The organism is Candidatus Electronema sp. TJ (assembly GCF_048287355.1).
In the GTDB taxonomy this organism is placed as follows: domain Bacteria; phylum Desulfobacterota; class Desulfobulbia; order Desulfobulbales; family Desulfobulbaceae; genus Electronema.
This window is the reverse complement of sequence record NZ_JBLWEP010000007.1, coordinates 17295-31571: the sequence shown is the minus strand read 5'-3', so window position 1 is coordinate 31571 and position 14277 is coordinate 17295. Positions and strand designations below refer to the sequence as shown.

Here is a 14277-nt window from a genome sequence, read left to right as displayed (position 1 = left end):
GAATTTCGTTTTATTTCTTGGGGAGAACATGGTACAAAACAAGCAGGCAGTCATGCGCCGCCGCTCCAAGCGGCCTTTGCGCACCGCCTGAACTTCCCTCCCCGATGAAATCTCATGGCACAGATAGATTCCTATTTCAAGCAGATGAAAGAGCGCGGGGCCAGCGACCTGCACATGGTGGTCGGCTTTCCGCCTTTGCTGCGCCTGCGCGGCGAGCTGGTGCCGCTGGACGAGCCGGTGCTGACCGCCGAAAGCAACGAGCGCATCCTCTTTGAGATACTTGATCCAGATCAGCAGGCCATCATCAAGAAGAACCGCGACTTTGACAAGGCCTACGCGCTGGAGGGCGTGGGCCGCTTCCGCTGCAACTTCCTCTATCAGCACCGGGGCATCGGCGCGGTTTTCCGCATCATTCCCACCAAGATTCTCACGGTGGAGCAGCTCGGCCTGCCAGAGGTGGTGAAGAGCATTGCCGACTATGTGCGCGGCATGGTGCTGGTCACCGGCCCGACCGGCAGCGGCAAGTCCACGACCATGGCCGCGATCATCAACCTGATCAACGACAAGCACCCGAAGCACATCATCACCATTGAAGACCCGCTCGAATTCGTCCATCCGAACAAGCAGTGCGTGTTCTCGCAGCGGGAGATCGGCAGTCATGCCAAGAGCTTCGCCAAGGCCTTGGCTGTCGCCAACCGCGAGAACCCGGATGTGATTCTTGTCGGCGAGATGCGCGATTTGGAGACCATCTCCGCAGCCCTGACCTGCGCCGAGCTGGGCATTCTGGTTTTCGGCACCCTGCACACCAACAGCGCGGCCAAGACCATCGACCGGATCATCAACGCCTTTCCAGCAGAAGAGCAGCCGCAGACCCGCACCATGCTGGCAGACTCGCTCAAGGCGGTCATTGCCCAGCAGCTGCTCAAGACTAAAGACGGCAAGGGACGCTGCGCCGCGCTGGAAATCCTCATCGGCTCGAACGCCTTGGCCAGCATCATCCGCGAGGGCAAGATCAACCAGATTGAGTCCATGATTCAGACCGGCACCACGCAGGGGATGCAGACCATGGACCAGTGCCTGCAAAAGATGATTGACGACGGCAAGATCACGGTTGAGGCGGCGCGGGAAAAGGCGATCAACAAGAGCCTCTTCCCGCTGCCGGACGCGGAGTGACAAGGAGCTGAGCCATGCTGAAAAACCTGATGCAGCAGGCTGCCGCAAAGATGCTGCGCAACACGCTCAATCAGCTGGCGCATCATGTTGAGCCGTCCTGCTTTGGTGATTCTTTGGCGGAGCGGACGCGCTGGAATCCTCTGAAGAGCGGCGGCTCGAATTTCCGCACGCATAAATTAGTCAGCACGCAGCGCGACCGGATGGAGTTCCGCATCACCGCAGGGATGCTGCTCTTCGCCCTCGCCTTTTTTCTGGTTGGTGTCGGCGCGGCGGCGGGCACTCTGCTCTCTGCTGATCTGTATCTGCCGCTGGGCTTGTTCGGTCTCATTTTTCTGGCCATCGGCGGAGGACTGCTCTATTTCAGCGCCAAGCCCATAGTCTTTGACAAGCGCAAGGGTTTCTTCTGGAAAGGCTGGAAGTCGCCGGATGACGTGACCGACCTGCACAGCATCAAGTGCTGCGCACGGCTGGGAGAAATTCATGCCTTGCAGCTCATTGCCGAGCAGATCAAGGACGACGGCTCTTCGTATTCGAGCTATGAGCTGAATCTTGTCTTGAAAGACGCTTCCCGCATCAATGTGGTTGATCATGGCAGCAAGGAGCGAATTCGGGAAGATGCCGCCGCGCTGGCGGCTTTTCTCGGCAGGCCGCTTTGGGATGCGGCGGAGCTGAAGATGTTTGATGCGGCCATGCTGGCCAGCAAGATGGAGGAGCTGCGCAAGATCGAAGCGGGCAATCCTGAGCTGCTGGATGAGAAGACGAGGGAACTGCTGGAGAAGCTTGCTCTGAGGCTTGAAAAAATGGCGTGATGGTCTTGAAGCCTTTGCTGGCTGAAACGCGCTGACTCTTTATGGACAAACACACCCTCAAAGAACTCCGGCGCATCTTCGGCCCGGACAAGCTGCTGACAAGCTGGGAAGACCGCACCTGCTACAGCTACGACGCGACCGGCCAGAGCTTCTTGCCAGATGCCGCCGCGCTGCCGGAAACAGCGGAGCAGGTCGCAGCTGTCCTGCGGCTGGCCAACGAGCACCGCTTCCCGGTCATTCCTCGCGGCGCAGGCAGCGGCGTGACCGGCGGCTCCCTGCCGGTGGCGGGCGGTCTCGTGCTCGCCTTCAGCCGGATGAAACGGATTCTGGAGATTGATCCTGCCAACATGATCGCCGTGGTTGAGCCGGGCCTGATCACCGGCGAGCTGCAAGCGGCCCTGAAGAAGCGCGGCCTGATGTACCCGCCCGATCCGGCCAGCCTGAAGTTCTGCTCCATCGGCGGCAATGCGGCGGAATGCGCAGGCGGCCCCAGCGCAGTCAAGTACGGCGTGACCCGCGACTACATCATCGGCTTGGAGGCGGTCTTGCCGACTGGCGAGATCATCAAGACCGGGGTGCGGACAGAGAAAGGCGTGGTCGGCTATGACCTCACCCGGCTGCTGATCGGCTCGGAAGGCACGCTGGCAATCTTCACCAAGCTCATCCTGCGCCTGCTGCCGCTGGCCGAGAGCAAAGCCACCTTTCTCCTCACCTTCCCTGATCTGGCTGAAGCGACGAAATTGGTGGCGGAAATCCTTGCTGCTGGACTGCTGCCCTGCACGCTGGAGTATATGGATAGAACCGCGATTGACGCAGTGCGCGACCGGCTGAAGCAGCCGCTGCCAGATGGAACTGCGGCCCTGCTGCTGGTGGAGTTTGACGGCGGCAAGGAGGAGGTGAAGCAGCAGGCAGCCCGCTTTGCCGCCTTTGTTGCGGACAAGGGCAACTGCGTTCTCCGTCAGGCAGCGGACGAGCAGGAGACAGCGGAGCTGTGGCTGGCCCGGCGTTCGATCTCGCCTGCGGTGCTCTCGCTCAGGCCGCACAAGATTGCTGAAGATGTGGTGGTGCCGCGCTCAAAGATTCCTGATTTGGTCGCCTTCACCGAGCGGCTGGCCGTTGAGCTGAAGCTGCTCATCCTCACCTTCGGCCATGCTGGGGATGGTAATATCCACGTCAACATCATGCTCGACAAGAGCAGGCCGGAAGAGCAGCGCAACGGCCTCGATGCCAAGGAGCGGCTGTTCCGCTTTGTCCTCAGTCTTGGCGGCACACTCTCCGGCGAGCACGGCATCGGCATCACCAAGTCTGCCTTCCTGCCGCTGGAGATTGACCCAGTCAGCCTCAATCTGATGCGCAAACTGAAACAGCTCTTTGATCCCAACGGCATTCTCAATCCGGGGAAGGTGTTTCCTGAATAAAACAGCTCACTGCGCCGCTGAACGGAGCGCACGAAGCAGGTTCGGGCCGAAGAACTCAGCCGCCTTGCGTGAGCCGTCAATGGAGAGATGGCCGCCGTCCGAATACCAGATAGCGTTCTTGCGGGCATCCAGCGCGGCGCAGCTCTCCTTGCCGCAGAAGACATCAAAGGGGTCGAAGAACCAGACATTCGGCTCTGCTGCCGCATACTCCCGCAGCCTTTTGTTGAGATGCAGGCCGACACCTTGATCTCGTGGAAAGACCATTGACTCAAGGCAGTTGTTGGGCAGGAAGTTCGGGCGGTTCAGGCAGGAGATGATGCCGTTCCGGTTGCCGCTGCCAGGCGGGTTGCCGATGATGAGGAAAGGCCGGTCCTTGCCGATCTTCTCACGGATCTTGCGCAGGTTGTCGAGCATGAAGTCCTCAAAGGCGCGATGGTCAGGGAACTTGATCTGCCGCCCTTTCAAGTCGCATATTCCCTCTATGTACCATTCCCAAGCCAGCGAGAAGATGACCGGCTTGCTGTTGCCTTCCGCCAGCCTGAAGAAATGGCGTGACTGGAGGGAACAGGTCTCGTCCGGCTGGCCTTGATAGAAGAAAGTGATATCCGGGCCGATGATGCAGGCGTAGTCTGTCGCCAGCTTGGCAGTGAGGCCGTGCTGCTTAAAGAGCTGATCCAGCCCGGTCGCGTACTGGAGGACAAAACTGTCGCCAGTGATGATCAGGTCGTAATCCCGCTTCTTCATGCCGAGGATGCCGGTGAAGGTATAGCCTTTGCCGCCAAACCGATCCACATGGAACTGCGCCGCGTTCTGCGCTTTGGCAAAGGTGCTGCTGATACGGCTGGGGAAGCCCTCCTGCCGGATCAGCTCGGTTCCGGCAGCAAGCAGCAGGGCCGCAGTCAGGCCGCAGAAGGCGAAGAACAGCCGCTGCGGCAGCAGGCGGCCTCGGCGGAAAGGCTGTTCGATGAACCGCCATGACAGCCCGGCCAGAAGAAAGCAGAGCAGCAGCAGGCCAAGCCGCTCCTGCAAGCTCAGGCTGCTGTATCGCCAATATTTATAAAAGATCAGCAGCGGCCAATGAATCAGATAAAGCGAGTAGGAGATCAGGCCGATGCCCGCAGTCACGCGGTTGCGCAGCAGCCAGCCGAGCAGTGGAGCTTGGCTGCCACTCCAAATGATCAGCGCGGTGCCAAGGCTGGGCACTAAGGAATGCAGGCCAGGAAAGGAGGTCTGTTTGCTGAAGCGGAAGATGCCCCAGCTGATGCCGAACAGCCCGGCGGCCAAAGCCAGTTCGGCCAGCCATGCTTTCCTAGGCGCAGGCAGCCAGACCAAGGCCGCGCCGCAGGCGAATTCAGCCAGCCGGAACGGAGTGAGAAAGAAGGCTCCAGAGGGGTCGCTGCGCAGCCAGCGTTCCGCGCAGTACAGAGATGCCGCGCTGCCGAGCAGAAGGAGGGCCAGTAGCCATTTTTTTCCTAAGTGCGCAAGAAGCAGGAGCAAGGCGGGCCAAATAAAATAGAACTGCTCCTCCACGGCCAGTGACCAAGTGTGCAGCAGGGGCTTAAACTCTGCCGCCGTGTCGAAATAGCCTGCCTCCTGCCAGAAGAGGATGTTGGAGACTGAGAGCAGGCTGGCGAGCAGCGATCTGCCGAACTGGACATGGTGTTCTGGCGTGAAGAGCAGATGGCTGGCCAGCAGGCTGAGCAGCAGCGTCGCGTAGAGGGCCGGGAAAAGCCGTTTCACCCGCCGGGCATAGAAGCGGGCGAAAGAGAACGCGCCGCCGCCGAGATCAGCCATGATGTTCTGGGTGATCAGGAAGCCGGAGATGACAAAGAAGATGTCCACCCCGGTGAAGCCGCCGGAGAAGGCTTTGAAGTCAAAGTGATAGAGCAGGACAGCGAGGACTGCCGCTGCCCGCAGGCCGTCAATATCGGCCCGGTACTGCCGCTGAAGCATGGTGTTTGAACAAAGCAGGAGTTGACAGGTCGCTCCTTGTTTACGCAATCCGCCTCGCTTTGTCCAGCAAAACACCAAGCCGGGGCAAATTCAGCAAATCCTCGGCAGCATCTCTCCCGGCAACATGTCCACCAGCCGTGCGCCGCCTATCGCCGTGCGCAGGAGCACCTGAGCTTTCTCGGTGCCAGTCACCCTGCCAATGATGGCGGCATCTTTGCCGTATTGCGTTTGCCGCATCGCCGCCACAACAGCTTCAGCATCGCCCTCTTTGACAAACGCGACCAGCTTGCCCTCATTGGCCACAAAGAGCGGATCAAAGCCCAGCAGCTCGCAGGCAGCCTTGACCGCAGGCTTGAAGGGCAGACGCTCCTCATTCAGCTCAATCACCGCCTGCGACTGCTCGGCAATCTCCACCAGTGACGTAGCCAAACCTCCACGAGTTGGGTCGCGCAGAACATGCACTTCGCCAGCGGCAAGCATAGCTTCCACCAAATGATTAAGCGGGGCGACATCGCTTTCCAGCCGGGTTTCAAAGCCGAGGTTCTCACGGGCGGACAGCACCGCAATGCCGTGATCGCCAATGGTGCCGGAAATAATGATCACATCGCTTGGCTGGGCGTTTGCGCCGGAGATATGCACCCCTTCTGCAACCGTTCCCAGCCCGGAAGTGTTGATGAAGAGCTGATCTGCGCTGCCGCGCTGCACCACCTTGGTGTCGCCCGCGACAATGCGCACGCCCGCTTCTTGTGCCGCCGCCTGCATGGAGGCAACCACTCCCCGCAGCACATCAAAAGGCAAGCCTTCTTCCAAGACAAAGCCGCAGGTCAGGGCTATCGGCTGCGCGCCGACCATCGCCAAATCGTTGACTGTGCCGCAGACGGCCAGCCGTCCTATATCGCCGCCGGGAAAGAAGAGTGGTGTCACCACGTGCGAATCTGTGGTCATGGCCAGCCGCTGCCCGCCAGTTTCCAGCACCGCCGCATCATCAAGCGAACTTGGCGCAGCCTCGCCCAAGCCGGGCAGGAAGAGCCGCTGGAGCAGGTCGCGGCTCAACACGCCGCCGGAACCATGCCCAAGAATGACCCGTTCCTCTGGCCGCAATGGCGCAGGGCAGATGGCTCCTTGTAAACGCAGCTCAGTCATGGCTGGCCTCCCGATATTTGTAATAGGCGGCGCAGGCACCTTCTGCTGAGACCATCGGTGCGCCGAGCGGAGTCTGCGGGGTACATTGTTTGCGGAAAGCTGGGCACTGGCTGGTTTTCTTTTTGCCCTGCAAGATGTCACCCGCGATGCAGAGCGGCGATTCCGGCGCGGTGATCGTGCTTACATCAAATTTCAGTTCTGCGTCAAAGTCGGCGAATTCAGGCCGCAAGCCCCAGCCGCTCTGCGGGATCACGCCGATGCCGCGCCATTTGCGGTCAACCGGCTGAAACACAGCCTCAATGCTGCGCTGGGCTGCCTTGTTGCCCTTGCAGCTGACTGCCCGTTGGTACTGATTCTCCACCTCACATCGGCCTTGTTCTAATTGCCGCACCGCCGCGCAGAGACCGTTGAGCAAATCAACCGGCTCAAAGCCAGTGACGGCTATCGGCACCTGATATTTTGCGGCCAGAGGCAGGTATTCATGATAACCCATCACTGCGCAGACATGCCCGGCTGCGAGAAAGGCTTGAGTGCGGCAACCTGCGCTGGAAAGTATCGCCTCCATCGCAGGCGGTACCCGCACTTGCGCAACAAGCAGCGAAAAGTTGCGCAGCCGCTTTTGCCGGGCGTGAAGAACCGCCATCGCATTGGCCGGAGCCGTGGTTTCAAAGCCAATGGCGAAGAAGACCACCTCCTTTGCTGGATTCGCTTCAGCAAGCTGCACCGCTTCCAAAGGCGACCAAATCACCCGCACATCACCGCCGCCTGCCCGCACGGCAAACAAATCCTTGCTCGAACCGGGCACGCGCAGCATGTCGCCGTAGGAGGTGAAGATCACCTCTGGCCGCGCAGCAATGGCAATGGCTTTATCAATCTGTTCCAGCGGCGTGACGCAGACCGGGCAGCCCGGCCCATGCACCAGCTCGATTTGAGAAGGCAGCAAGGCATCCAACCCATGCCGCAAAAAGGCGTGAGTCTGACCGCCGCAGATTTCCATGATCACCCAAGGCCGGGTGACAAGCGAAGCAAGCTCGCCGAGCAGAGCCTGCGCCTTTTCCGGGCGGCGGTGCTCGTCAAGATGCTTCATAGCCAGCATCCGCAACCTCTTTCAGCAGCTTCAAGGTGTCCTGCGCTTCATCTTCCTGCATCAGGCTGATGGCGAAGCCGACATGCACCAAGGCGTAATCGCCGATCTTGGCTTCCGGCGTGTAGGCAAGGCAAATTTCTCTGGCAATGCCGCCAAAGTCAATCTTGGCCATGCGGAGGCTGTCTTTCTCATAAATCTCGGTCAGTCTGCCGGGAACGGCGAGGCACATGATTCACCTTTGCTGAGGAGAGGGAACTGCTTGCGGGTTAGGCTGTACGATTTTCCTGTGAGCGTACACTGTGCAGGCGGCTTGCGCAAGAGGAGTGCGGAAGAATGTGAGGGGCAGGCAGGAAAAAGAACGACCGTACTTTTTTCTGGAGACGAGCGAACGTTTTTGGGATATAGCTGACCTTTTACCGCAGTTCTTCGATATGAAGATATTTGGGATACCGCCTGCGATTTTTGTAGATGAGCGCAAGTCCAGCCAGAGTATAAATTACCCCGACCCATGCACCCACCATACTTCTATTTGTCAACAATTCGGTTGTCCTTTGAGGAAAGATTGATCCTGCCACAGTTGTAACCGCGCCTATTGCAAGAATGATCCAAGGTGATGGCATGGGAAACGTGCGTACTGCATCAATATTTCCAATATGTTTCAATCCCTGCGGAAGACCTCTGACCGTGCCTAAGAACTCCACATAGCTTTCTTCGCTTGTGTGCAGGATTTCAATGACGGCACCATCTTCAGCATCCAAGAAGGCAAAACGGATGTGTGTCTCGTTGTGGCATGATGAGCCTGGTGCGTCTGGCAATGCCTTAATTTGGCAGACATCGCGTTTCGTCTTCAGTACGGTTGCGGCAAGCACGCGGCCATCGCCACGCAGTTTCAGCCGGAGCGGGTCTGTTGCCACAATATCCTCGCCAAGGATTGTCTTCTCTCCGGCATTCCACAAGACAACAAGCGTTCGAGTCAGTCTGGGAATGTCTTGTCCGCGATAATGGACAGTGATGCCTTCGGGCAAACCATCTGTTGCAAGGCCAAGCAGACGTTTTCCGGCGCAGCAATAGGCAAGACGGGTGCGCTGCCGCGTGAACAGATATGTCACGACCGCAGCAATGAGACCGACAAGGCTGATAATGGCTCCCACCCATCCGGGTGACAGCAGTTCAAGTGTGGTGTTGATCCATTGCATAGCGAATATCAACAAGAAAAACCTTGAGAAGAAGCAGCATGAGCCACGACCACCTGCCCCAAAGCCAAACTGCTGTCAGTTCCAAGATAAAGCCATGTCATTGGCTGCGCAGCATTCCTGAAAGCGTACACGGTAAAGGCGGCTTGCGCAAGAGGAGGCGGCATTCATGGGACAGGCTCTTCTTGCAAGAATCAGCTGCACCTTTTCCGCACGGCGGTCAGCAGGCGCGGGTCGCCGGAGAACGGCAACGAGAATTTCAACTGTTCAACCGTCTGCCAGCGGCCTGCGTCCCAGCTTTGCCGCTCTTCATTTGCCAGCATCAGAATGACGATTGTTTCCGGCCCGGCAGTTTTTTCAATCAAAGACAGAAACATCTCCGGCGCGGCAACAGCCCGGCTGGTGATGCAGGCGAAGTTCTCTGAAAACCGCTGCTCCGGCTCCAGCCGCTCCTCTTTCACCCGCACGTTGCGCAGCTGCAATGTGCGGGCGATATGCGAGAGAAAGGCGGCGCGTTTCTGGCGCGGCTCCAGCAAGGTCACGCGCAGCTCAGGACGGGCTGCCGCCAAGACCAAGCCAGGAAAGCCCGCGCCGCTGCCGACATCAAGCAGGGTTGCGTCCGGCCCGTTGAGCCTGTCCAGCAGCGGCAGCAAGGCGAGCGAATCAAGAAAATGCTTTTCGAGCATCTCTGCCGCCGTGGTTTCGCGGGCAAGCAGGTTGATCTTGCGGTTCCACTTTTGCAGCTCGCTGCAATAGAGCAGAATCCGCTCCACAGCGGAGCTGTCAAGGCTGAGGCCAAGCCGGTTCAGGCCGACAAGAAACTGGCTGCGATCACACATGATTTTTTAAAGAGATAGAACGTTGCGCGGTTGGCTGGAAGCAGTTTCCTTTCTGTTTCTTTTATGAAAAATCAGCCTTCTCCTGCCTCGAGGAAGGCTTGAATCGAGGTGAAGCAAGCTGGAAACGTCTCGTTGCAGACTTGCAACGCCTCATTTCAAGCCAGAAATGCCTCAAAGCAAGCTTGAAATGCCTCGTTGCAGACATGAAACGCCTCGATTCAAGTCTGCAACGTCTCATTTTAAGCCAGAAACGAGGCGATTCAGACATGAAACGCCTCATTGCAGGCAATAAACGTCTCGTTGCAAGCCTGCAATGCCTCGTTTCAAGCCAGAAACGTCTCATTGCATGTCTGAAACACGGCAAAGCAGGCTTGCAACACGGCGTTTCCAGCAGAAAAAAAAGCGGGAGATTGCAGCGGAATGTCAAAGCAAGGCTGCTTTCGGCCACGACAGGCAGCGGCAGAAGAAATGCAGCGTCGCGGCAGGGATTGCTGGCCAACAATACCCCGCTTCAGCGGGCTTTGCAACGGAGTTGGCAGGGATTTGCGCAGAGGAAAGAAGTGCGCCCCCGATGAAGGGGGCGTGTGCTGCTTGACAGCTACAACTACAAATGAACCTCACTACGTTTCAATCCACACCCAGTAAAAGAGGGTGACGTGCTGCAAACCGAATATCGTCAGACAAGAGACCTCAGCCATGTGTCTGCTGATATTATTCTGCTCGACACGATCCACTTGCGAGCAACGGCACCGAGCAACTTTTTATGAGTCTTTACTCAGAAGATCAAACGCTTAATCAGCTCGGCGAGAACTGCTGACGCTGTGCCTGCGAATATCATCCGCAGAATATCTGTTGCTGCCTGTTGTTTCATCTCGAATTCTCCTGAGAGAAATAGTGATTGACCGGACAGGCAAGATGAGTTACTATGCAGTAACCCCTCTTGCTGTCGTCCATTTAAGAGGTTTGCCCGTTTTGAATCGCCTTGGCCGGATATGATTCAAGCGGGTTTTTTTATTGTGTTCTTTTCCGGTGTACGTATTCTCTGCACCTCCTTTTTTTGTTGACCAGTGGTTTTTATATTGCCTTTATACTTTAATTGGCTTGGTCATGCAAGTTAAAAATAGTGCTGCTTGTATAACTGACAACTCACAAATAAACCTTCTACGAAGTATTGTTTTCAGCTAAAGCTGACAACAGCTCCCGGCCCGCTGCGCCACGATGAACATCCTTGGACAATCTCCGCAGCAGGCTGGCCGCAAGCGGCGGCAAGGCGGCAAAGGCGTTGACTTCTTCAGCCCCGCCTGCTATGCTCGCGTCATCCATCCGTTCTAATCATCCAGCCGCCATGAAAACGCCGCACCGCGACGCATATACGCCAGAAAAGAAGAAATGCACCGCTCATCCGGCAGAAACGCCGCCGGATGACAGCGGCCTGCTTTGGGGAATCAACGCTGTTGCTGAGGCTTTGCGCGGCAATCCCCGCAGCCTGAGCGAGATTCTGATTGAAAAAGGCAAGGCCGGGGCGCGTTTGCAGGAGATTATTGACGCGGCCCGCGAAGCAGAGGTGCGGCTCCGCTTTGTTGACATGGAACGTGTCGGCCTGCCCAGCGGCAGCCGACATCAAGGCGTGGCTGCCAGACAGAGCGAAGCCGAGCTGCTGCCGCTGGCCGAATTGCTGGCAGCGGAGCCTGAACGCGTCCTGCTGCTCGATTCCATCCAAGACCCCCGCAATCTTGGTTCCATTCTTCGCTCCGCCTTGGCCGCAGGCTTCGGCTCCGTCATTCTCACCAGCGAACGCAGCTCGCCTTTGACCGGCACTGTGGCGCGCGCCTCAGCGGGAGCGTCCGCGCATCTTCGCATCAGCCGGGTGGTCAATCTTGCGGAAACCCTTCGCCAGCTGAAAGACAGCGGTTATTGGATTTATGGCACCGTGGCCGAATCTGAGGCGCAGTCTGTTTACCAGACCGACTTCAGCGGCAGAATCGGCATAGTCATTGGCAGCGAAGGCACAGGCATCCGCCCGCTTGTGAGAAAGTGCTGCGACTTTTTAGTGACCATTCCCATGCCTGGCGCGTTCAACTCGCTCAATGCTTCAGTTGCGGCAGCACTTGTCATGTTTGAAGCGGCGCGGGAGAAAACGGCGCAACCTGCCGCACGCCGCTGACTGTCTCAGTCTGACAGCCCGCTTTCCAGACGGAGGAGGAAGCGTTTGACCGCCAGTCCGCCGCTGAATCCGGTCAGGCTGCCGGAGCTGCCAATCACCCGATGGCAGGGAATCACGATGGGAAGGGGATTGCGGCCCGCCGCTCCGCCCACGGCCCTGGCTTTGGCCGGACTTCCGAGCCGGACAGCAAGCTCTCCGTAACTTCTTGTCTGACCATAGGGAATCAAGGCGATCTGCGCCCAGACCGCCTGTTGAAACATGGTGCCCTGCGGCGACAAGGGCAGGTCGAAGGTCTGCCGCTGCCCGGCGAAATATTCAGCCAGCTGCGCCGCAGCTTGACAGAGCACGGAAGCGGGATCCGCTGCCGGAACAGCGGCAGCAGACGGCGCATTTTCAGCAGGCAAGACAATCCGGCGCAGGCCGAAGGCATCAGCGAAGATCAGCAGCGGGCCGATCGGGCTTTCTATGACCGCCTGCGTCATTTGTCCTCAGCAAAAGGCAGCTGGGCCGGAAGCGGCTGCGCCTTCCTTTGCGGCATTCCTTCCTTCTTGATCCTGCCAGCCAAGTTCTTCTGCCGCCAACGGCTGTCGGGATGGGTGGAGAAAAGCGCGGGTGTCTTCTCTTCCTGCTTCTCGAACATGGCGAAGAGGTCAAGTGTGCCGCCTGCGTGGCCATAAGCGCGGAACATAAGGTCAAGAGCGAAGTTGTCTGCCGCCGCTTCCTGCTCGCGGGAATATTTCAGGCTGAAAGTCTGCACGGACGGCGCAATGAAGCCAGGCAAGCCGTCGGAGAAACCCAGCGCGGCGGTGATCGAAAGCAGCACCAAGCCCCGGCCTAAGCCGCGCAGGTGATCGCGATGAGCGTAATGCCCCAGCTCGTGCGCCAGCACCATTGCCAGCTCGTTTTCAGAGCGCAGCTTGTCGAGCAGGCCGCTGAAAACGACGATTCTTCCTGCGGGCAAGGCGATGGCGTTGATTTCCTCCTGTTCCTGCACCGTGACCTTGTATTGAAAAGCAGGCAGCTCAGGTGCGGCGGCCTTGGCAAGGCGGTCGAGCACCTGCTGGAGATACTCGCGGGTGCGCGGAAAGGCGGCATCGTCAAGTTTGTCAGTGAAATGCGCGGCAATGGCTGTTTCAAAGCGGGGCGGCAGCTGCTCGGCGATTTTTTCAGCGGCAAAGCCGAGCACGATGTACAGCCCGAACACTATCCCCAGCAGATACAGGCTGAGACGGAAGAAATCCCGCAGCTCGCGCTGTTCAGGGACGTTGAAGTTCTCCTCCGCGTAACGCGGCTCAAACTTCATTGCCGGTAATAGACCGCTGTGCCGAAAGCGAGCACCTCCACTCCGGCGACTTTCTCCCGCGCCCCGATTTTCATGGACTCAAAGCGGACGTTGAGAATCGCGTCCGCTCCGGCTGCCTGGGCCTTCATGCGGAGCAGAGCTTCACGCCGCGCCCTGTCCATCATGCTTTCCGCCACCGCGATTCGCATGCCGAAAAAGCTGGCCAGCTGGGCCATGATCTGCTTGAAGTAATCTCCGGCGATCACCACATTGCCTGTGACCAGCTCAGCTTTAACCACAGGCCGGTCTTCCGCCTGCTTCATGGTCAGAGCGGGCAGCTGGAGCAGCTCTTTCTCACGCCGGACTATGTCGGCAAAATGTTTTTTTTCCTTGTATCTGCCGATCAGATAAGAGCCGCAGAACAGCAGGACGAACAATATCAGATCTTCCATGCGGCCCTCACTCGACCCGGACTGCGGTGCCGTAAACGTAGATTTCCGCCGCGCCAGCCGCCACGTCTGAAGTGGCGAAGCGGACATTGACCACCGCGTTCGCGCCCAAAGCCTTGGCCTGCTCGGTCATCCGGCTGACCGCTTCATGCCGGGTTTCGTCGAGCAGCTTGGTGTAGCTTTTCAGCTCGCCGCCGAAGATGTTCTTCAAGGACGCGCCAATGTCACTGAAGGCGTTCTTTGACCGCACTGTGCTGCCGGAAACCAGCCCGTAATGGGCGATGATGGTTTTGCCGGGAATAGTCTCGATGTTGGTGATGTCCATGCTGTCTCCTGCTGATTGATTTGCGCGTCTGAACAGGCCGTTGAACTGCTCTGTTCTCTATACCGCGCGGGTTGAGAATGGTCAACAGCAATCAGTCCTTCTCGTCGATCAGCCGCAGAAAAGTGGTCTCGTCCACGATGGCAATCCCCAGCTCCGCCGCCTTCTTCAGCTTGCTTCCTGCCTTTTCTCCGGCGACCAGATGCGTCACTTTCTTGCTGATGCTGCTGGCCGTCTCCGCACCTAACCCTTTAACCCTTTGCTCGGCCTCGATTCTGGTCATGCTGCTGAGAGTGCCGGTGAAAAGAAAGACCATACCTGCGAGCGGGCCTCCGTCTGCCTTTTTTTCTGCCTCCTGAACCGTCAAGCCCAATTCCAGCAGGCGGGCGATGAGCTCGCGGTTTGCAGGGTCGGCGAAATATTCCCGCAGGGCCGCCGCCGTCTG

Annotated in this window: 17 protein-coding genes; 5 read left to right on the top strand and 12 right to left on the bottom strand. The window is 58.3% G+C overall.

Annotated elements, in window-relative coordinates; genetic code table 11:
• Positions 1-114: 114 nt before the first annotated feature.
• The 3 genes from ACNKID_RS01240 to ACNKID_RS01230 are packed head-to-tail and all read left to right on the top strand — an operon-like array spanning position 115 to position 3400.
• Positions 115-1173, top strand: a complete 1059-nt coding sequence (locus ACNKID_RS01240; protein ID WP_417911613.1) for a type IV pilus twitching motility protein PilT — start codon at positions 115-117, stop codon at positions 1171-1173.
• Between the two features lie 14 nt (positions 1174-1187).
• A complete protein-coding gene (locus tag ACNKID_RS01235) occupies positions 1188-1982 on the top strand; it encodes a hypothetical protein (RefSeq protein WP_417911612.1) in 795 nt (264 codons plus the stop codon).
• Positions 1983-2023: 41 nt separating this feature from the next.
• Positions 2024-3400, top strand: coding sequence for an FAD-binding oxidoreductase (locus ACNKID_RS01230; protein WP_417911611.1), 1377 nt, complete (start codon positions 2024-2026; stop codon positions 3398-3400).
• 6 nt (positions 3401-3406) lie between these two features.
• Here the strand turns inward: ACNKID_RS01230 and ACNKID_RS01225 are convergent, their stop codons facing one another.
• From ACNKID_RS01225 to rsmG, 6 genes are all read right to left on the bottom strand, one after another.
• Entirely contained in the window at positions 3407-5353 is a 1947-nt protein-coding gene (locus tag ACNKID_RS01225) for an acyltransferase family protein (RefSeq protein ID WP_417911610.1), read from the bottom strand.
• Positions 5354-5443: 90 nt separating this feature from the next.
• Positions 5444-6496: a hydrogenase expression/formation protein HypE gene (gene hypE, locus ACNKID_RS01220; RefSeq protein ID WP_417911609.1), complete on the bottom strand. Its 1053-nt coding sequence runs from the start codon at positions 6494-6496 to the stop codon at positions 5444-5446.
• Positions 6489-7583: a hydrogenase formation protein HypD gene (gene hypD / locus ACNKID_RS01215; RefSeq protein ID WP_417911614.1), complete on the bottom strand. Its 1095-nt coding sequence runs from the start codon at positions 7581-7583 to the stop codon at positions 6489-6491. The genes hypE and hypD overlap by 8 nt, the downstream gene beginning before the upstream one ends.
• A complete protein-coding gene (locus tag ACNKID_RS01210; protein WP_417911608.1) occupies positions 7570-7812 on the bottom strand; it encodes a HypC/HybG/HupF family hydrogenase formation chaperone in 243 nt (80 codons plus the stop codon). The genes hypD and ACNKID_RS01210 overlap by 14 nt, the downstream gene beginning before the upstream one ends.
• A gap of 184 nt (positions 7813-7996) precedes the next feature.
• Entirely contained in the window at positions 7997-8779 is a 783-nt protein-coding gene (locus ACNKID_RS01205) for a hypothetical protein (protein ID WP_417911607.1), read from the bottom strand.
• A gap of 191 nt (positions 8780-8970) precedes the next feature.
• A complete protein-coding gene (rsmG, locus tag ACNKID_RS01200) occupies positions 8971-9615 on the bottom strand; it encodes a 16S rRNA (guanine(527)-N(7))-methyltransferase RsmG (protein ID WP_417911606.1) in 645 nt (214 codons plus the stop codon).
• Positions 9616-9713: 98 nt separating this feature from the next.
• On the opposite strand from rsmG, the gene ACNKID_RS01195 reads away from it, so the two are divergent.
• Positions 9714-10190: a hypothetical protein gene (locus ACNKID_RS01195; protein WP_417911605.1), complete on the top strand. Its 477-nt coding sequence runs from the start codon at positions 9714-9716 to the stop codon at positions 10188-10190.
• A 586-nt stretch (positions 10191-10776) separates the two neighbouring features.
• Here ACNKID_RS01195 and ACNKID_RS01190 read toward each other — a convergent pair.
• A complete protein-coding gene (locus ACNKID_RS01190) occupies positions 10777-10938 on the bottom strand; it encodes a hypothetical protein (RefSeq protein WP_417911604.1) in 162 nt (53 codons plus the stop codon).
• Between the two features lie 22 nt (positions 10939-10960).
• On the opposite strand from ACNKID_RS01190, the gene rlmB reads away from it, so the two are divergent.
• Positions 10961-11779, top strand: a complete 819-nt coding sequence (gene rlmB, locus ACNKID_RS01185; protein ID WP_417911603.1) for a 23S rRNA (guanosine(2251)-2'-O)-methyltransferase RlmB — start codon at positions 10961-10963, stop codon at positions 11777-11779.
• Between the two features lie 5 nt (positions 11780-11784).
• On the opposite strand, the gene ACNKID_RS01180 is transcribed toward rlmB, so the two are convergent.
• From ACNKID_RS01180 to ACNKID_RS01160, 5 genes are all read right to left on the bottom strand, one after another.
• Positions 11785-12261 carry a methylated-DNA--[protein]-cysteine S-methyltransferase gene (locus ACNKID_RS01180; protein WP_417911602.1) on the bottom strand — a complete coding sequence of 159 codons (477 nt, stop codon included), beginning with the start codon at positions 12259-12261 and terminating at the stop codon, positions 11785-11787.
• Positions 12258-13082 carry a M48 family metallopeptidase gene (locus ACNKID_RS01175; RefSeq protein ID WP_417911601.1) on the bottom strand — a complete coding sequence of 275 codons (825 nt, stop codon included), beginning with the start codon at positions 13080-13082 and terminating at the stop codon, positions 12258-12260. The genes ACNKID_RS01180 and ACNKID_RS01175 overlap by 4 nt, the downstream gene beginning before the upstream one ends.
• Positions 13079-13513 carry a YbjQ family protein gene (locus ACNKID_RS01170; protein WP_417911600.1) on the bottom strand — a complete coding sequence of 145 codons (435 nt, stop codon included), beginning with the start codon at positions 13511-13513 and terminating at the stop codon, positions 13079-13081. Before ACNKID_RS01170 ends, ACNKID_RS01175 begins: the two co-directional genes overlap by 4 nt.
• A gap of 7 nt (positions 13514-13520) precedes the next feature.
• A complete protein-coding gene (locus ACNKID_RS01165) occupies positions 13521-13835 on the bottom strand; it encodes a YbjQ family protein (protein ID WP_417911599.1) in 315 nt (104 codons plus the stop codon).
• Between the two features lie 91 nt (positions 13836-13926).
• Positions 13927-14277: BRCT domain-containing protein (locus ACNKID_RS01160; protein ID WP_417911598.1), on the bottom strand; the 351-nt coding region annotated here is incomplete at its 5' end.